Below are 18,608 nucleotides of genomic sequence, written 5' to 3' on the forward strand. Positions count from 1 at the left end.
AAATGTCTTTCTTAAAAAAGAGAAGCACTATTTTATGAACTAAGGATAGGGGTACAGATTTTTTCAAACCAAGAAAGCAGCTGGAGGGGTGGCGAAATGGTATTTATTTTACGCGCGCTGTGTGCGAGCACGAAAAAATCAATATCACTTGGACAGACCCCGATGCTTTAATCAAACAACAGAGTGCGTTTTGGGTAGGTGGTAAAATCCATGCACTCACGCTGTGTTCTGTCAGGATAGCTATTTTTTCTCCTGGTGGATTAAGGCATTTATCCGACGATTTTAAACTGCAATGGGTGCTTTAATTGCCGGATGAGATTGATAATTTAAAAACTCAAAGTCATCATAAACATAATCAAATAAAGATAGGGGTTTACGTTTGATATTCAATGAGGCTAAGGGTAAGGGCTCTCTGTATAATTGCGTACGTGCCTGCTCCAAGTGGTTGAGATATAAGTGGCAATCTCCGCCAGTCCAGATAAATTCACCCGCTTTGAGATGACATTGCTGCGCCACCATATGAGTCAATAAAGCATAAGAAGCAATATTAAAAGGCACTCCTAAAAATACATCGGCTGATCGTTGGTATAACTGGCAAGAAAGTGTTTCGTTGGCCACGTAAAATTGGAATAAAGCGTGGCAAGGCATTAAAGCCATTTGATCCAACTCTCCTACATTCCAAGCACTGACTATTAATCGGCGGGAATCAGGATTGGTTTTAATTTGCTGTACAATATCACTGAGTTGATCAATGGTGCGGCCATCTGGCGTTGGCCAGTTTCGCCATTGTTTCCCATAGATTGGGCCTAAATCTCCATTCCTGTCTGCCCACTCATCCCAAATGGTTACCCCGTTTTCATTTAAATAGGCAATATTAGTATCGCCTTTTAAAAACCAAAGTAATTCATGAACAATACTGCGCATGTGTAATTTTTTGGTAGTCACCAAAGGAAAACCTTCTTGCAAATTGAACCTCATTTGATAACCAAAAACGGACAATGTCCCTGTGCCTGTTCGATCTGTTTTTTTTGTCCCGTTCTTTAAAATATGTTCTAACAAGTTTAAATAAGTTTTCATCGTTTGATCCACCATAACCAAAATCCCAATAACAACATGGGAATAGATAAAATTTGTCCCATAGTCAACCATCCGAAAGCAAGATACCCCAGTTGCGGATCAGGTTGCCGGAACAATTCAGCAATAATGCGGCATATCGCATAGCCTATTAAAAAAACGGCAGATATCCGGCCTACCGGACGGGGCTTGCGCGCATAAATCCAAACAAGCAGAAACAAGCCAATACCTTCCAGACCAAATTCATAGAGCTCTGAAGGGTGGCGAGGTTGATTGTCTACATGGCTATAAACCATGCCCCAAGGCATATCGGTTACCCGGCCCCATAATTCACCATTAATAAAATTTCCAATACGTCCCGCCCCTAAGCCTATAGGAACCAATGGCGCAATAAAATCGCCTACTTCCAGGAACGATTTGCCACTTTTACGGGAAAAAAGCCAAACAGCAATGGCAACACCAATTAGGCCTCCATGAAATGACATTCCTCCTTGCCATATTTTAAATAGCAACAAAGGGTCATGCATTAATTCAGGAAAATTATAAAAAAGCATATAGCCTAAACGGCCCCCTATAATCACACCCAGAGCGGCATAAAAAATCAAATCACTGATTTGTTCGGAGGTCCAGTCCAGTTTGTAGTGTTTCGCACGCCAATGAGCGAGTAGCCATCCGCTCATAAAGCCTATTAAATACATTAATCCATACCAGTGTACTTGTACTGGACCTAGGGAAAAGGCTACAGGGTTTATATACGGATATTGAATCATATGATTTTAAGTTCCTTTTTATCGAGACAAAAGCTTTAATGATTTGATAGAATGTTCACTCAACTTTGTGATCATGAAGACTTTCCTGCGCGGATGAGACTGCCTAACCCTTCCTCTTCTAAAGCTTTTTGCAAATGAAAACGTATTTGTGCTGGATGTTCAAACTCTAATACTTCAGCAAGGATTTTACGCGCATTGGCAATAGAGAAATTTCGAATAACCCATTTCACCCGGGGCAAACTGGATGAGTTCATGCTTAATGTATCAAACCCCATAGCAATAAGTAAAATGACAGCTAAAGGATCACTGGCCATTTCACCACATATACTCACTTCGACACCTGCTGCATGCCCACCCTCAACTACTTTGAGCAAAACACGCAACATCGCCGGATGCATTGAATCATATAGAGCTGCGACTCGCGCATTGTTTCTATCAACGGCAAGGAAATATTGAGTTAAATCGTTACTGCCAACTGATATAAAATCAGCGCGTTTGGCAATTTCTCGTGCCAAATAAGCGGCTGCAGGGACTTCAATCATGACGCCTAATTTAGGTTTTTCAATGACACAACCTTCTTCTAATAATTCCGTATATGCTTGATCAATAAGATAGGAAGCTTCTTCCACTTCACTTAAATTTGTAACCATAGGCAGCATGATTCGTAAATTATTCAACTCTTCACTTGCGCGCATCATGGCCCGGATTTGCATGAGAAAAACATCGGGATGATCCAGGGTAACACGAATCCCCCTCCAGCCTAAATATGGATTATCCTCGGCAACAGGGAAGTAGGGAAGAACTTTATCACCCCCAATATCCAGAGTGCGCATGGTTACTGGGTGTGGGGCAAATGCTTTCAGGGTTTGTCTGTAAATAATTGTTTGTTCATCTTCTGAAGGGAAATGGTCTCGACTCATAAATGGCACTTCGGAACGATATAAGCCTACACCTTCTGCACCGACACTCATGGACAGACCTGCGTCCATAGCCAAACCCGTATTGACTTGCAATGAAACTCTGTAGTTGTCTATTGTTTCTGCAGGCTTATCTCGTAAGCTCACTAAGCTTTGGTTCAATGCCTGCTCTTCTTGCTCTAATATCTTGAATTCTGCAAGAACTGATTTTGTTGGGGAAATGTAAACCTGACCGTAATAACCATCGACCACCACGGCCCGACGTGAAATGGAATCTAATTTTAATCCTCGGACACCCATTACCGTGGGAACGCCTAGAGCGCGTGCAAGAATCGCAACATGTGAGTTATTGGATCCTTTGGCAGAAATAACCCCTGCTAAATAACCCTCGGGAACCTCTGCCAATGCTGCCGCGGTGACTTCCTCGCCCACCAGGATGGTCCTTTTCGGATAAACTACCTCTTCTTGTTGCGACCATTGTAAGGAAGCCAAAACGCGGCGCCCTAAATCACGGAAATCACTTGCCCGCTCACGTAGATAGGAATCTTCCATATTTTCAAATTGAGCAATATGTTTTTTAATCACATTTGCCAAGGCTGCTTGAGCTCCGATTTTTTCATTACGGATCACTTGCTCTACTTCAGTACCTAAACTGTCTTTATCCAGAATTCGTATATAAACATCGAATAACGCATGCTCTTCTTCCGCAACAACGGATTTCATGCGTCTGCTCAGACGCTGCATATCTTCTCTCGTGGATTCCAGCGCGTCATAAAATGCATTGATTTCTTCTTCTAGAGTTTCCACAAGATTTTGAGGCACCGCATCAATATCTGCTTGCGGATACACCACGACCGCAGTACCGATACCAATACCGGGGACAGAACCAATACCTGCAAGTGCTGCAGTGCTGACTTCAATCTTTTTGGCATCTCCTAAAGGCTTGGGTTGGGTTAATTCAGCCAATTCACCCGTTGCTTCAGCGTGGGCAATAATGCCACCTAGTTGGGCAGCCAAAGTAATTAAAAAAGATTCTTCAGTGTCGTCAAAGTAACGTTGTTCGGTTTGTTGAACAATGAGAACGCCATAAAGTTTTCTGTGCTGAATAATTGGTACACCTAAAAATGCTTTCAGATGTTCTTCACCTAATAAGGGATTATGATAAAAATCCGGGTGAGAGGGCGCATCTTCAAAATTGATAGGTTCTTCGCGTCGACCAACAAGTCCTACTAAGCCACTATCAAATGCAATACGCACACGAAATTGGGCTTGTTTGTTCAAGCCTTCAGTTGCAATAAGAACATATTCAGCATGTTTGGTATCGATGAGGTAAACGGAAGCGGCCTCCGCATTAATGGCTTTATTAATTTGTTGCACTAGAATGCCAAGTGCTTCGGAGAGCTGCTTGGCTGCAGTGACTTCTTGAACTATCCGTTTAAGTACCTTGAGCATCTAAGCGTATGATTACCTCTTTTTTCGTTTAATGCCGTAAGGCGTACGGCGATTCTTTTTTAATAATGGTTCTAGCTCTTTCAACGCTTGTGCATAAACTTGGCGTTTAAAAAAGATGACCTGCCCTTCTGGCTCGTGAAAATCAACCCATCTCCAGCTGTCAAATTCTGGAGAGTCGCTCAAATCCAGTTTCACTTTTTGCTCACTGGCGACTAGCTTTAACAAATACCATTTTTGTTTTTGGCCTATCACCAAAGGTTCACTGCCATGACGCAGATATTGTTTCGGAAGTCTATATTTTAGCCACCGCTTGGTAGAGCCTATGACCTCAACATCCTCCTTGTCTAAACCTACCTCTTCATGCAATTCCCGAAACATGGCCTCTAAAGAAGTTTCTCCAGCGGACAAACCGCCTTGTGGGAATTGCCATGCATCATGACCAGTTCTTCTACCCCAAAAAACTCTATTTTGTGCGTTGACTAGGATTATACCTACATTCAACCGATAACCGGCACGATCGATCACCATGATGTCACTATTTTTGATTAAACCGCTAATAGCTCGATTTTTCCATAAACAGCAAGAGCTTGGCAATTAAATATGTAATTATTATTGAAAAAAGATAACTACTCAATAAAAACCATCATTCTCTATTTTTGATATTCTATTTTTTCCTGAAAAATCTCAATTTCAGGTTTGCTGCTATCTTCATTTATGGATCCCGCGGACAAGCCGCGGGACGTAGAAATGCACTGTTCAGTTGCGCAGATGGGATAACCACGGGGAAGGGGTAATAGAATACTAGATATAAGCCCAGGCCAGTCGAATAGGACACACATCTGGCGTATGTCCCGCGGTTTGGCCGCGGGTCTAGTGGATCCATTCAAAGCAAAGTATGGATGTATCTGTCATAAGAAGAGAGAGAAAAGATAAAACTTCTATTAATCTCACTATTAAGAACATTTCGCTATATAATTGGAACAAATGTTCAAATAAACGATCCTATGAAAAAGAAAATTTTAATCATTAATACGGGTGGCACGATTAGTAGCGTTAAAACAAAAAATGGTTATGAACCTGCTGCTGGATATGTTGAGGCCGCTTTGCAACAAATTCCTTTATTGAAACATAAGGAAATGCCTGAATACTCAATTAAAGAATACTTCCCTTTGCTTGATTCTTCCAATATGACCGTTCACGATTGGAATCGGATCGCCAAGGATATTGCTTATGATTATGAAAACTATGATGGCTTTGTGGTGTTTCATGGAACGGACACCATGGCTTATACCGCCTCTGCTTTGTCTTTTATGCTGGAGAATTTGGGTAAACCAGTCATCATTACGGGGTCTCAGATACCTCTGTCGGAAGTTCGAAATGATGCAATAGATAATGTGGCTACCTCATTGTGGCTTTGTGCGAATCAGCCTATCCATGAAGTTTGTATTTACTTCAATCAGCATTTGTTACGAGGCAATCGAACTCAAAAAATCAGTTCACAAGGATTTAAGGCCTTTGATTCCCCGAACTACCCCCATTTAGCAGCAATAGGAATTGAAATAAAGGTAAATAAAGGCCTTTTATTGAAAAGGCCAAACAAGCCATTTCACTTGCAGACTGTTGAACCCCAATTTATAGCCAATTTCCGTTTATTTCCAGGATTTGTCACTGAAGTCCTAACTTATATTTTAAATCAACCCCTGCGTGGGTTAATCCTTGAAACTTATGGGGCAGGTAATGCTCAAAATAATGATCCTCGTTTTTTAAAGGTGCTCAAGGAAGCTTGCGCCCGTGGCATCATCATTATCAATTGTACTCAATGTCAGCAAGGAGGTGTGGAAATGAGCCAGTACGCTACCGGGCATTCTTTAAAAGAAGCAGGGTTGGTCAGCGGGCATGATATGACTCCTGAAGCGGCACATTGTAAATTACTGTATTTGCTCAGTAAACCATTGGATGTTTTAGAAATTAAGAAGTTGATGGAAACTGATCTCTGTGGAGAATTGACTTCATAATTGATATATCAAAGCAGAACCTTAAGTTTCTTACTTCGGTTCTGCTGGATTGAGTACCAGACTTTACACCATCCGGCACGCACATTAGGAGATGCTAACTGTTAATGGGCTCCAATACTTTGAGCGAATCAAGCTCTTCCTTAACATGTTTCATACACAGCTCAAGTCGTCCTCTACTGGGTTTCAGGGTTGGTGCTTTCACATTAGCTGTAGCAAAAAAAGAAATGCTAATCGGAACACTGGTTATGGCCTGCGCGTGTTTACAAATTTCAGCATTTTCCCTTTGAATCGCATCTACTTCGAGAAGAACCAATTCTTTGCGCATCTCATTAAATTCATCTCCTTCTTTTACAGACTTTAATTTTTCGTCACACTTCTTAAGATGAGCTAACAAACAGGCTTCTTTATGTTCTCTCACACTAACTGTAGGAGTTGCACCAACGAGTGAGGAAACTGCTTTAGAAAGATATCCTTCATCTGAAGGGTAAAAAATATTTTCTCCAAAATAGTAAGCAGCATGAGCGCAAAGGATATGAAATGGATGCTTCGTATCTTCTATGTCGTTTAACTTATAAGATAAGCTGGAGACTGTATTATAAAAGCGCTCCAGATCTGAACTCATTTGGGTTAAAGTTTTATTGAGATTACCCCGTGCATATTCATAGCTCTTACGTGTTTCTTCCACCTCTGCATCAATTTCGCTTATTGCCTTTTTTAAGGCAACCAGGCTTTGGGCGTCAGTATCAAGAGGCACAAAATCTTCAATTTTTCTTCTTAATTTTAAAGTGAGCTCTTTTTGTTTCTTGCAGAGCTCTGCATTTCTCCACCCACCAAGCCAGCCTTGGTTTTTAGCGCTTGCCTCGTCCATTGATTCATCTAGGCATTGAAGCATTAATATCTTAACTGCTTTAATAAAAATTGTCATTGCTCTACTCCTTTGACTGCAATTTTTTTATCATACCAGTATTTACTTCTTTAATAACATTACGGCAGACTGTGTAATTGCATACCTGTTATTGTTTTAACCTAGGAAAAAATATTTACATGAACTTACAAATTATTATTTTAGCTGCAGGTCAGGGTAAAAGAATGTACTCCAATACTCCTAAGGTACTTCACCAAATTGCTGGGAAGCCAATGTTAAGTAGAGTAGTGGAAACCGCACAGCAACTAAATCCTGATGCAATCCATGTTATATACGGTCATGGTGGTGAACAACTTAAGAACTCACTCCCTGACTTACCTGTGCATTGGGTCTATCAAGCAGAACAATTAGGTACTGGTCATGCAGTCATGCAAGCATTACCTTTTATTCCACCAAAAACACAAGTTCTTGTGCTATCTGCTGATGTACCGCTTATACAAGCAGATACACTGCGCGCTTTAATTGAGTGCAGCAATACAGCAAATGCTCATCAATCCCTACTGTCACTCTTAGTTGCTCATCTCGAAGATCCTAGCGGTCTTGGGCGTATAGTTCGAGACAACCAAGGTGAAGTTTCCATCATTGTAGAAGAAAAAGATGCAAATGAGCAAGAAAAGAATATAAAAGAAATTTATTCAGGTATATGTTGTGTCAATTCGGATGATTTAGAAAAATGGTTACCCAATCTCAATAATGAAAATGCTCAAGCTGAATATTATCTTACTGAAATCATTGCTTTAGCAGTCCAGAGTCATGTCCAAATTAAAACATTAAGCGTGAAAGATATCTCCGAAATACAAGGTGTCAATAATAGATTGCAACTACAACAATTAGAACGAATATGGCAAGTAAGGCAAGCAGAAAAATTATTAATGCAAGGAGTAACCTTGGCTGATGCGAACCGCTTTGATGTAAGGGGTGAGCTAAGCTGCGGTAAAGACGTGTTCATTGACGTGAACTGCGTCTTTGAAGGAAAAGTAATTCTCGGGGATGGTTGCTCTATAGGACCAAATTGTGTTCTCAAAAATGTGAGCTTGGGCTCAGGCTGTGAGATTTATGCCAATAGCGTTTTAGAAGGTTGTGAAATAGCCAATGATTGTACCATAGGTCCCTTTGCCCGATTAAGATCAGGTACACAGCTTGCTGCACATTGCAAAATAGGTAACTTTGTTGAAACTAAAAATGCTGTATTTGATGCAGGCACTAAAGCAAGCCATCTCAGCTATTTGGGCGATGTAACGATAGGAAAAGAAGTCAATGTAGGCGCAGGCACGATAACCTGTAATTATGATGGGGTAAATAAGTTCCAAACAATTATTGAAGATGGGGTTTTTGTGGGTTCAGACACTCAATTTGTGGCTCCAGTAACGGTAGGCGCCTATGCCACTATAGGGGCAGGCAGTACAATCCGTAAGAATGTTCCTCCAGGAGAACTCACCTTAACCGAATCCAAACAGAAAACAGTATATGGCTGGAAAAGGCCAGTAAAAAAAGAATAACAGGTTTTACTGGAGCAGGGGTCTTAATGCACACTTACCTAAACAAAAAATCCGGAGGAATGCGTACATGCAATTGTATGTACGTATTTTAAGAAATTGCCCCATTCTCATTTAAAATATTTTGATAATGTGAACTTAACCCGGAGCAGTGCCCTGCACATCATTCAAATTGTAAGACTCTGGGTCTGTTTTTTTCTATATGGGCACAGAACCCTAAAATGATAGGGAGAGAGGCTAAAGCCATGACTAGTTTATAATGCCAAACATTCAAAACCAAACTTTGAATTTGCTCATAAGGATAAACACCTCCAAACAATAAGCTGTAATCAATGAAGCACAATAGAGAGTTGGAGCAAAAATTCGCAATAAAGATGCGCAAAGGCCTGTTAGAGCCCCATTTAGGTTTTTTCAAAAAATGCAAAAGCAGCGCATTGCTGATAAATGCAATAAAGAGTGTCAAAGAAGCAGTGGGTAATCTTTTTAACATAATGTAATTATAAAAGGGATTCAGATTAAAAAAGGTGGGTGAGGGTAAGGCTACGATACCCATGAGCAAAATATCAAATGTAAACTGGGAAGCAAGGAGTATGAAACATAATTTTAAATTCACTCGATAACCCCATAGTTCACCTAGGATGGTGCTAATGGCTAAAGCGATGGGGAAAAATAAAGAGCTGGCCGATAAAACCATCGATTTATTGATAATGGTTACTATTCTGTACTCACAGGCCAAACAAATGAGCATCACTACCATCGAAACACATATAAAATAATGGTATAGGGGGAGCGTTTCTTTTCCTTTGTCTGGATTGACAGGCATGTTTTGATATTTGAGCAAAAAAGCCAGGTAAAACACGCCTATAAGCAGCAAAATGATGGATGCAATCATAAACGAATCAATGAAAATATGTTTATAACTTGGAAGATGCGTTCCTGAAAAAAGCAGGAAAAAATCCAAAGTAAAGAAACAAATTCCACCCAATACTGCAAGGAGCATACATTGCTTCGGCGAAGGCAACCTCTTTTTTGTTTTTGGGTAAAACATTAAGTGTGGGAGATAGAAACTCAAAGCAAATGCAATAGTGGTTGCAAAAAATTTTTTGGGTATGTCTTCAAATATGATTTGATATACTGGATTATTGTGCATGTATTCAGCTGCAGGTAAATTAATAAGAATATAAACACCGATGCAAAATACATATAAGGTCAATAAGGAGATGTTCAATAAATGCCTTTGTTCCTTTATGGTGCAATTTCTTAATACGGATAAATACAATCCAGCAATTAATGGACAGATAAGGCTGGTTACAGAAAACATGAGCCCTTCTATAAGAACTATTTTAAAAGATACATTGATTAATAAAATAAGTGAGGTAATAAGACCGACGCTAAGAAATAAGAAGCAGCAAGAGCGCTGAGAAGGCAATGAGTGATTCATATAACGAGGATTTCCATAAATTTGCCTTGGTCTTTGCTGGTGATTGCCTTGTAATAAGCTAATGCGCGCGTAAATATAACACCATGTATTTATTGTGGCAAGCAACTATTCTAACCTCCTTTCTAGAGAGTATTCGCATGCATTAATTGAAGGCTATTTATCGATAGGGATATTGGTAGGATAAGTTGCACTTCAATCATTTGGATGAGATTGATACGCTATGGAAAACCGGAAAGCCAATGCGTTTCAGTAGGGAAGATTGAGGGGATTAAAGGTCACAACAGATGTATAATCCCCTCGATATACTAGCTGTACTCGAGTGATGAAGATTGTTCCTCTATTTGGGATGATGACCCAGTATCCTTTTTTTGCATCGCATTGTTTAGTAATTTTGATCTCTGCTTGGTGGAAAATAAACTATTTGCCGTAACCACAGTTCCAGTTTTTTGAGAAATTAACTTTTTGGCTTCCGTTGTAACCGGGGTCCTAGGTGCAGTCAACTCATTGGCTGAAGGCAGAACTTTGGATTGGGGCTCAGGAGGAAGTTCGATTATCCTGCTGTCTTCGTGCAGACCCACATTGGGGGTTTTTTTAGCCAAAATAACCTCAAAGGATACATTATTGCGTACCACCCAAGATTTGAATGCCGCTTCAAAATCCCAAAAATCTTCTTTTTTAGCCAACGATAAAAGAAATTCCGTGAGTTTTATAGGCAAACCGAACCGGTAATATAAAATAACAGGCAATGTATATTTTACAGTAGAGGCAATGGGTTTTGCTGCCGTGGTTAAACTTTTTACCGGTTTTGCTGATTCGACGATGTCAAAAATATAAAGTAAATCACTCCGAATCTCTGGCCAAAATTGCTTAATCACCGGATCATTAATTGCGTTTTTGGGGCTATGAAACATACTGGGTAAAATATATTTGGTCGTTTTCTTAAAAAAGCCTGGTTGCGCTGGTTTTACTTGCTCTAAATCACTTTCGAGAACCCGAGTAAAAAACTTCAGAACTGTAGAAAGCGGGATAAATGGTTTTGAGCCTTGGGGTGGCTTAAAATCAATGGGTATTCTATTCATCAGGCCTGCAAATAGGACATCAACAGCAAACCGCTTGGTTCGATCATAGATGACCAAAGGATCAATGGGTATTGAATCTTTGGCAGTCCTGACTAGGGGTAAAGTCATATGCGATGCTAAATTAATATGAGCCAACAGTAATAAATGCCGCATTGTCCTGTGATAAAGATAGGGAGGCATTCCCACAGTTGATTCAAGTGACTTATCCATTAAGTAAGCGGTTAAAGTGAATACCAAACCCAATGATAGAATCGATTCAGACTTCATTGCTTTATGTCTTTCGCACCGTTCTGGTGTTGCCATACGTGTAATGTATTCGCCATAAAAAAAGATGGCCAATATCCAGGCAATCTGTTCCCCGTAGGGAAGTGATTTACTGATACCCCACAGCATCAAATCGTTGAAAGCCAATACCAGCGGTTCACGTAATGAACCTTTAAACTTACGCTTAAAATTACAATCTTCTTCTGCTTCCCCACAAATAGTTGGTGGGGGAGTCGTGAGCTTTCCTTTATGCTCGTTGATGTAAGATGATCCTAATACATCCAACGCCAAAGTATGGGCGATTAATTTAGGGGCTTGTCTGTAGGTGTATCCCCACGCTGCATAATTCATTAAAGATAAGGTAGGTACTACGAGATAGGAAGCAACCATTCCGGTTGGATCGGATGGGCGCAGGTAATTCTGAGCGGTATTATTGGCATAATAGACTGCAACAACAGGAAGTACATCGTAAAAGAGGATGTTGCCCGCTCCATTGACAATTTTCATAACCGGAGGCGTGACCACCGCAGGTATTGCATCCCGCAAAGCCAATACTTGCTCTGCGACGTAGAATGCTGTATTTGCAGCATACCCCACCGTTTGCTTCACGGCGTTATTCCAAACCCATGTTGCTCCATCACCAACAGATGTCCACCAGCTCATAGTTTTTGCCCTCCCTGCAACAACGAAATTTTATTGTAAGAGTAAAAAAATAGAAATGCTAGCCTTTTTCTCATGAAGTTCAGGAAGATGACATTGTGATGATTCTATTGAAGTTTCAATCTTCTTTTAGACTAAGAAGGGTTAAACTTTCATTATAAGTTTTTATCCGGGTACTCGCATAAATCCCGAATAATACAGATTTTGCATTGAGGACGTTTGGCGGTACATATATAGCGGCCATGTAATATCAGCCAATGGTGGGCGTCTTTTAAAAATTCAGTATCAATACTTTGAGTCAGTTTTTTTTCCACTTCCAAAGGTGTTTTTCCTTTTGCAAGACCTGTACGGTTGGCTACGCGAAAAATATGGGTATCAACAGCCACAGTAGGTTGGCCAAATGCTGTATTTAATATCACATTGGCTGTTTTGCGGCCCACTCCAGGTAAAGACTCTAATTCATCGCGGGTATTCGGGACTTCTCCGTGATATTTGGTCACCAGCAACGCACAAGTTTTTATAATATTTTGCGCTTTCGTGTTAAAAAGTCCAATTGATTTAATATAATCTTTTAATTTTTCCAAACCTAACTGTAGTATGTCCTGCGGTGTGTTTGCTACGGGAAATAATTTAGCAGTTGCTTTATTGACTCCGACATCAGTGGCTTGGGCAGAAAGCACGACCGCAATTAATAATTCAAAAGGCGAGTGATAAACCAATTCCGTGGTCGGATGTGGATTTTGTTTTTGAAAACGCGTAAAAATTTCACGGCGTTGAAGTTTATTCATGATTTTTTCGCTTTGACTCGCGCTAATGCTTGCTGAATATAATCTTGTTTGGCTCTTATTTCTTGGTTCTTGTCTACCTTTAATGCAAGCTGCCTTTTTTCTCGATAAGCATTTTGTTTTTCATGTTCCTCCCGCAAAATACGGGTCTGTTTGTCATTAAATCGCTTTCTTGCCAATTCTTTATCATAGTTTATTTGAGGTATTGTAACCATTTCAATACAATCCACAGGACATGGTCCCACACACAAGCCACAACCCGTACATTCATGATCGATGACCGCATGCATCAATTTGCCGCTTCCTATAATCGCATCGACTGGACATGCTTTGATGCATTTGGTACAGCCAATACATTCCGCCTCTTGAATTACAGCAACGGACGGTGCTCGGGTTTTGCTTTCTGCTTTTTGCAGGTATGGGTCAGGATCAATTTCAAGTAAAGTACCTAAAGCTTTGACTGTAGTCACACCTCCAGGAGGACATTTGTTGATTGCAGCGGTTCCTTGAGCCAATGCTTCAGCATAGGGCAAACAGCCCGGGAAATCGCATTCGCCACATTGAGTTTGTGGCAAAAGCGCGTCAATTTCTTTAACTGAGGCCATGATTCACCTGTTTGGATTGCTCCAGCATGGCAATTATTTTTTCTTTGTCAACACGGACCATTAATGGTTGGAATGTATTGAGCTTATGATTTAATAAAGGTTGATTGATGGACTCCCAGGTCAGGGGCTCGCAGTTTAAAAATTCTTCGGAAGCCTTAGCCATCAAAGGCAATACTGGTTTTAAATAGGTCATTAAAACTCGGAATAAGTTAATGCCCATAGTACAAATCGATTGGACTTCAGGCAACCTGCTTTCTTCTTTCGCCAATACCCAAGGTTTGTGCGTGTCAATGTATTGATTCACTTTATCGGCACACTCCATAATCTGGCGAATTGCGCGGGCGTAATCACGGGAAATATAGGATTCTATAATTTCCGAGCGTGCTTCTAAAAGTTCGGAGTATAATGGAGTATTGCTTAAGCTATCACTTAGATAATTATCGAATCGTTTATTGATGAAACCGGCACAGCGACTGGCAATATTGACAACTTTCCCAACGAGATCGGCATTGATTCGATTGATGAAATCATCAAAATTTAAATCCAAATCATCAACTCGACCATTTAACTTTGCGGCAAAATAATAGCGTAGATACTCAGGATGCAGATGTTCTAAATAGATTCTTGCTTCTAGGAACGTGCCACGAGATTTTGACATTTTTTGACCATCCACAGTTAAAAAACCATGGGTGTACACTGCTGTCGGCATGCGATGTCCGCTACCTGCAAGCATGGCTGGCCAAAATAGAGCATGGAAATAAACGATGTCCTTACCCACAAAATGATACAATTCTGTAGTAGAGTCTTTATCCCAAAACTCTTCAAAAGAGATGCCTTGTTCATTGCAATATTTTTTGAAACTGGCCATATAGCCAATCGGGGCATCAAGCCAGACATAGAAATATTTGTCTGTTGTCCCTGGAATTTGAAAACCAAAATAAGGTGCATCCCGAGAGATATCCCATTGCTTTAGCCCAGCGGCAAACCACTCATCCAGTTTATTTGCCACTTCAGATTGTAGGTGACCGCTACGAGTCCATTCCTTTAAAAGTTTTTCATAACGCGGTAAATCAAAGAAATAATGTTCTGAATCTTTTTCAATGGGTTTGGCGCCAGAAATAGCGGATACCGCATCAATTAAGTCCGTGGGCGAGTAGGTCGCGCCACAGACTTCACAGTTATCGCCATATTGATCTTTTGCGCCACATTTTGGGCATGTACCTTTGACATAGCGATCGGGTAAAAACATTTCTTTAACAGGATCATATGCCTGACGTATGGTTTTTTTAATAATGGAACCATTGGCTTGCAAGGATTGGTAAATGGTTGTAGCCAGTGCTTGATTTTCTGGTGAGTGAGTGGTGTGGTAGCTGTCATAATCGATGGCAAATGCTTTAAAATCCCGCTCGTGGCTTTGCTTGATTTCAGCAGTTAAAGCCTCCGGTGTAATGCCCATTTGTTCCGCTTTCAACATAATGGGGGTGCCGTGCGCATCATCACCACAGATACTGATGCAATGAATACCAGACATTTTATGGGTGCGAACCCAAATATCTGTTTGTATGTGTTCCACTAAATGCCCCAGATGTAAATGTCCGTTTGCATAGGGCAATGCGCTGGACACCAGCATTTTACGTTGTTTCACCATGAATTCCATACCTGAATCAAGAAATGACTGATTATAACGCATCTGCGTGATAAATGCTGTAGCTAATGGTCTGTAACTTTTCCATTGATAAGAAATGATTACAGAGTAAGAGAAAACTTACTAAAGACCATTCACAGACGATAAAATAAAAAAAACGCGGCATAAGCCGCGTTTTTAAATCAAAAGGATTGCTTTATTAGCTAGCAGTCAATTTTGAAGTTGAAGTAAGATCGACTGTTGGTTCGCTGTCTTCACGTCGAGCTGTTGTTTTAGCAAGAGGAGATTGGTGGTGAGTAGGCGGTAACTCAGAAACAACACTTAGGCCACCGCGAGTGTTTCCAGTATTTAAACCTCTAAATTGGCCATGAGTGGGGCGAGAATCAACTTCAGAAGTTACTTCACTTACTAAAGAAGATTGGCTTGATTTACGGCAACCTTTGCAGAAATCAATTAGCGCGGAAACTCCCTTAACAACAGCAGCAGATACGTAAGTTGCAACAGAAGCAGCAGCAGCAGTTAAACCAGCAGCAAGGCCGATTTGAGCAAGAGCACTAGGACCAGCAATCGCAGCAATAGACAAACCACCGATTGAGAAAGAAGCAACAGCAGCTAAAGCAGCAGGCCACAAGAATAAAGTTAATGCAACAGCACCAGCAGCTAATAAAGAAATCCAGGCTGCAGCAGCAATCGCTTTTTTATGTTCAGAAACAAATTCAGCAACCGCAACACCAGCTCTTTTTATACCTTCTATTCCGATGTGAGCAGCAGTAGTTAAAATATATAACAAACTCCAGTTCTCAAGCTTTTCGCCAGTTTCATCATCAGTCTTTATACGACCACCTTTAGTTCTTTGATAAGAACCTAAAATTAAACTTGTTAAACCACTAAACGCATTAGCTGGTGCCATAGCAACATGGCCCATGAACTCTTTAAATTTCATTTGTTTACTCCAAGGTTATAAATCAGGGCGAATAATAGCAATCAATTTGCCATATGTGAATCAAAAATGCTCAATTTGTTGTAACAAAAGTGTAAAAAAGTTTGATTTATTTTAGTTAATAGTGTAAATAATGTGCAGTTTATATATTAATAAGTCCTTAAGTTTTAACAGTGGACACAGGGAATGAAAAACCAACAAAATGACGAGATTCTTACCTTATTTTGGATGCGAATTGTGATACCGCGTAGGGTCATCAATACCGGCTCCCGCAAATCCTTGATGACGAAAGGTACAACTGTCGCAATGGCCACAGGCTTCGCCTGATTCATTGGCCTGATAACATGAAACCGTTAAACTGTAATCCACGTTTAAGTTTATACCTAATTGGATGGTTTGTACTTTACTTAGGTGTTGTAACGGGGCGTGAATAGTAAATTGATCGCCTGTTACACCGGCCTTAGTGGCAAGGTTCGCCAGAGTTTGGAAGGCTTCAATAAATTCAGGGCGGCAATCTGGATAATGAGAATAATCTACCGAGCTCGCACCAATAAAAATGTCTCTTGCTCCTATCGATTCTGCAAGACCAAGCGCCATGGACAAAAAAATGGTGTTGCGTGCAGGTACATAGGTCACCGGAATATCGGAGCCCCCCTTAAAAGATGGGACCTCTATATTAGAGTCAGTCAATGCGGAATTTCGGAACAATTCCGTATCCAAGCATAGAATATGATGCGTGACTCCATAGAAGCGAGCTATACGCTGTGCAGCCAGCAACTCGGCTGAGTGTCTTTGTCCATATGAGAAACTTATCGCATGACATGTAAAACCTTTTGAGATTGCTAAAGCCAAACAAGTCGTAGAATCAAGACCACCAGATAAAAGGATGACCGCCTTCTTCATAACTATTAATCTCCAGTTGTACTTCTCAATACGAACAGAATCAATTCATCACAAACTCAAGTACGCTTCTTGCCCAGGTTTATCGAGAAGTTATCTTTTTTTAGGTGAAAAATGCTGATAGAATTCGCACATTATGCCATAACATGGAACTTTATGACGACTACTCTTTATCCCGTTATCCTAGCTGGAGGATCTGGAACCCGTTTATGGCCTTTATCAAGAAAAAATTATCCAAAACAATTTCTGGCCTTAAATGGAGAGCTATCCCTTCTGCAACAAACTGTAAAAAGAGCCCAGAACTTGGCGAAGAACCATTCAATCATTGTCAGCAATGATGCTCATTATTTTCTATGCCAGGATCAGTTAAATAATATTACCGAAGCGATGACTTATATTTTGGAGCCCTGTGCACGCAACACGGCCCCTGCAATTGCCTGTGCTGCTCATTACCTGTCCCAAATCGCGGGACCGGATGCAGTCATGCTGGTTCTTCCTTCCGATCATTGGATAGCGGATGACCAAGCCTGGCAAGAAGCAATGATTTTAGGTGCACAATTTGCCGCAGAACAAGAAGCGTTGATTACCTTTGGAATTGAACCAGATAGTCCTAAAACAGGTTATGGTTATATCGAAGCGGGCTTACCCCTTGCAGAAGGAGTTCAGCAAGTATTAAGTTTCAGGGAAAAGCCTGCTCTTGAGCGTGCCATGGAATTTATTGCCAGTAAAAATTATTTTTGGAATAGCGGCATGTTTGTTTGCCGTGCGGGTATATACCTTCAAGAATTAGCAGAATTTCAGCCCGATATTTATTACTTCAGTCAGCAAGCTATTTTAAAAGCACAGCATCACCATGATTATTTACGGCTTGATTTAGATTACTTTACCCGTTGCGAATCAGAGTCTATTGATTATGCAATTATGGAAAAAACGAATAAAGCTGCTGTAATTCCTGTTTCCATGCAATGGAGTGATTTAGGATGCTGGTCTGCTGTGGCCGATGCAAATACACCTGATCAAGATGGGAATACAGTGACCGGTAAAGTACTTGCTCAAAACAGTAAAAATTGCCTCATCCACAGTAATGACATTTTAGTTACCGCAATAGGCGTTCAAGACCAAATCATTGTAGCGACACAAGATGCTGTTTTGGTCGCAGACAAACAATATTCGCAACAGGTTAAAGATTTAGTCAATTCTTTAAATAAAGATCACCATCAACTAACCCAGGATCACCAACGTGTTTCTCGTCCCTGGGGTTATTATGAAATCTTGGCGGAAGGATCTTCTTTCAAAGTTAAAAGGCTCATGGTAAAACCTGGTGCCCGCTTGTCGCTGCAAATGCATCAGCATCGTGCCGAACACTGGGTTGTCGTTTCAGGAACTGCAGAGGTTATTAACGACAATCAAACGATTCACTTGTCCGTCAACCAGTCTACTTACATTGCACAAAATACCCTTCACCGATTAAGTAATCCGGGGAACGAACCGCTTTATGTGATTGAAGTACAAAGCGGCGATTATTTAGGGGAAGACGACATTAAACGTTTTGATGATCTTTATGCACGTGCTCTTTTATGAGCTATTTGAATATTGGTTGGATAAATCGAATTCTTATAAAAATAACGGTATCTTTATTC

15 protein-coding genes are annotated in these 18,608 nt (G+C 40.6%); 3 read left to right on the forward strand and 12 right to left on the reverse strand.

Annotation, left to right across the window (positions count from 1 at the left end):
* Positions 1–282: 282 nt before the first annotated feature.
* From thyA to BU07_RS0113860, 4 genes are all read right to left on the reverse strand, one after another.
* Positions 283–1,077: a thymidylate synthase gene (thyA, locus tag BU07_RS0113845; protein ID WP_031566995.1), complete on the reverse strand. Its 795-nt coding sequence runs from the start codon at positions 1,075–1,077 to the stop codon at positions 283–285.
* Entirely contained in the window at positions 1,074–1,844 is a 771-nt protein-coding gene (lgt, locus tag BU07_RS0113850; protein WP_031566996.1) for a prolipoprotein diacylglyceryl transferase, read from the reverse strand. Before lgt ends, thyA begins: the two co-directional genes overlap by 4 nt.
* Positions 1,845–1,915: 71 nt before the next feature.
* Positions 1,916–4,213, reverse strand: a complete 2,298-nt coding sequence (ptsP, locus tag BU07_RS0113855) for a phosphoenolpyruvate--protein phosphotransferase (protein WP_031566998.1) — start codon at positions 4,211–4,213, stop codon at positions 1,916–1,918.
* Positions 4,214–4,225: 12 nt separating this feature from the next.
* Positions 4,226–4,741, reverse strand: a complete 516-nt coding sequence (locus BU07_RS0113860; RefSeq protein ID WP_031567000.1) for an RNA pyrophosphohydrolase — start codon at positions 4,739–4,741, stop codon at positions 4,226–4,228.
* Between the two features lie 476 nt (positions 4,742–5,217).
* Here BU07_RS0113860 and ansA point away from each other — a divergent pair, with 476 nt between their 5' ends.
* Positions 5,218–6,228 carry an asparaginase gene (ansA, locus tag BU07_RS0113865; protein ID WP_031567002.1) on the forward strand — a complete coding sequence of 337 codons (1,011 nt, stop codon included), beginning with the start codon at positions 5,218–5,220 and terminating at the stop codon, positions 6,226–6,228.
* 94 nt (positions 6,229–6,322) lie between these two features.
* On the opposite strand, the gene BU07_RS0113870 is transcribed toward ansA, so the two are convergent.
* Positions 6,323–7,153 (reverse strand): hypothetical protein, encoded by an 831-nt coding sequence (locus BU07_RS0113870; RefSeq protein ID WP_031567004.1) that lies wholly within the window; start codon positions 7,151–7,153, stop codon positions 6,323–6,325.
* A gap of 119 nt (positions 7,154–7,272) precedes the next feature.
* On the opposite strand from BU07_RS0113870, the gene glmU reads away from it, so the two are divergent.
* Positions 7,273–8,652, forward strand: coding sequence for a bifunctional UDP-N-acetylglucosamine diphosphorylase/glucosamine-1-phosphate N-acetyltransferase GlmU (glmU, locus tag BU07_RS0113875; protein ID WP_031567006.1), 1,380 nt, complete (start codon positions 7,273–7,275; stop codon positions 8,650–8,652).
* 160 nt (positions 8,653–8,812) lie between these two features.
* On the opposite strand, the gene BU07_RS0113880 is transcribed toward glmU, so the two are convergent.
* The 7 genes from BU07_RS0113880 to queC form a co-directional block, all read right to left on the reverse strand.
* Entirely contained in the window at positions 8,813–10,090 is a 1,278-nt protein-coding gene (locus tag BU07_RS0113880) for a VUT family protein (protein WP_031567008.1), read from the reverse strand.
* 305 nt (positions 10,091–10,395) lie between these two features.
* Entirely contained in the window at positions 10,396–12,096 is a 1,701-nt protein-coding gene (locus tag BU07_RS0113885) for a hypothetical protein (RefSeq protein ID WP_031567010.1), read from the reverse strand.
* A gap of 152 nt (positions 12,097–12,248) precedes the next feature.
* On the reverse strand, positions 12,249–12,881 hold the full coding sequence (gene nth / locus BU07_RS0113890; RefSeq protein ID WP_031567011.1) for an endonuclease III: 633 nt from the start codon (positions 12,879–12,881) through the stop codon (positions 12,249–12,251).
* Positions 12,878–13,483 carry an RnfABCDGE type electron transport complex subunit B gene (locus tag BU07_RS0113895; protein ID WP_031567013.1) on the reverse strand — a complete coding sequence of 202 codons (606 nt, stop codon included), beginning with the start codon at positions 13,481–13,483 and terminating at the stop codon, positions 12,878–12,880. The genes nth and BU07_RS0113895 overlap by 4 nt, the downstream gene beginning before the upstream one ends.
* Positions 13,470–15,131: a methionine--tRNA ligase gene (gene metG, locus BU07_RS0113900; RefSeq protein WP_031567014.1), complete on the reverse strand. Its 1,662-nt coding sequence runs from the start codon at positions 15,129–15,131 to the stop codon at positions 13,470–13,472. The genes BU07_RS0113895 and metG overlap by 14 nt, the downstream gene beginning before the upstream one ends.
* A 196-nt stretch (positions 15,132–15,327) precedes the next feature.
* Positions 15,328–16,071: a hypothetical protein gene (locus BU07_RS0113905; protein ID WP_051635595.1), complete on the reverse strand. Its 744-nt coding sequence runs from the start codon at positions 16,069–16,071 to the stop codon at positions 15,328–15,330.
* Positions 16,072–16,287: 216 nt separating this feature from the next.
* Positions 16,288–16,971 (reverse strand): 7-cyano-7-deazaguanine synthase QueC, encoded by a 684-nt coding sequence (gene queC, locus BU07_RS0113910; protein ID WP_031567018.1) that lies wholly within the window; start codon positions 16,969–16,971, stop codon positions 16,288–16,290.
* Between the two features lie 153 nt (positions 16,972–17,124).
* Here queC and BU07_RS0113915 point away from each other — a divergent pair, with 153 nt between their 5' ends.
* Positions 17,125–18,549, forward strand: a complete 1,425-nt coding sequence (locus BU07_RS0113915) for a mannose-1-phosphate guanylyltransferase/mannose-6-phosphate isomerase (RefSeq protein WP_031567021.1) — start codon at positions 17,125–17,127, stop codon at positions 18,547–18,549.
* Positions 18,550–18,608 lie beyond the last annotated feature (59 nt).

Origin of the sequence: Legionella wadsworthii DSM 21896 = ATCC 33877 (genome assembly GCF_000701265.1) — a bacterium.
Taxonomy (GTDB): domain Bacteria; phylum Pseudomonadota; class Gammaproteobacteria; order Legionellales; family Legionellaceae; genus Legionella; species Legionella wadsworthii.

Coding starts and splice junctions, on each gene's coding strand:
- thyA (WP_031566995.1), bottom strand. CDS start 1,077: ATGAAAACTTATTTAAACTTGTTAGAACATATTTTAAAGAACGGGACA.
- lgt (WP_031566996.1), bottom strand. CDS start 1,844: ATGATTCAATATCCGTATATAAACCCTGTAGCCTTTTCCCTAGGTCCA.
- ptsP (WP_031566998.1), bottom strand. CDS start 4,213: ATGCTCAAGGTACTTAAACGGATAGTTCAAGAAGTCACTGCAGCCAAG.
- BU07_RS0113860 (WP_031567000.1), bottom strand. CDS start 4,741: ATGGTGATCGATCGTGCCGGTTATCGGTTGAATGTAGGTATAATCCTA.
- ansA (WP_031567002.1), top strand. CDS start 5,218: ATGAAAAAGAAAATTTTAATCATTAATACGGGTGGCACGATTAGTAGC.
- BU07_RS0113870 (WP_031567004.1), bottom strand. CDS start 7,153: ATGACAATTTTTATTAAAGCAGTTAAGATATTAATGCTTCAATGCCTA.
- glmU (WP_031567006.1), top strand. CDS start 7,273: ATGAACTTACAAATTATTATTTTAGCTGCAGGTCAGGGTAAAAGAATG.
- BU07_RS0113880 (WP_031567008.1), bottom strand. CDS start 10,090: ATGAATCACTCATTGCCTTCTCAGCGCTCTTGCTGCTTCTTATTTCTT.
- BU07_RS0113885 (WP_031567010.1), bottom strand. CDS start 12,096: ATGAGCTGGTGGACATCTGTTGGTGATGGAGCAACATGGGTTTGGAAT.
- nth (WP_031567011.1), bottom strand. CDS start 12,881: ATGAATAAACTTCAACGCCGTGAAATTTTTACGCGTTTTCAAAAACAA.
- BU07_RS0113895 (WP_031567013.1), bottom strand. CDS start 13,483: ATGGCCTCAGTTAAAGAAATTGACGCGCTTTTGCCACAAACTCAATGT.
- metG (WP_031567014.1), bottom strand. CDS start 15,131: ATGGTGAAACAACGTAAAATGCTGGTGTCCAGCGCATTGCCCTATGCA.
- BU07_RS0113905 (WP_051635595.1), bottom strand. CDS start 16,071: ATGAAATTTAAAGAGTTCATGGGCCATGTTGCTATGGCACCAGCTAAT.
- queC (WP_031567018.1), bottom strand. CDS start 16,971: ATGAAGAAGGCGGTCATCCTTTTATCTGGTGGTCTTGATTCTACGACT.
- BU07_RS0113915 (WP_031567021.1), top strand. CDS start 17,125: ATGACGACTACTCTTTATCCCGTTATCCTAGCTGGAGGATCTGGAACC.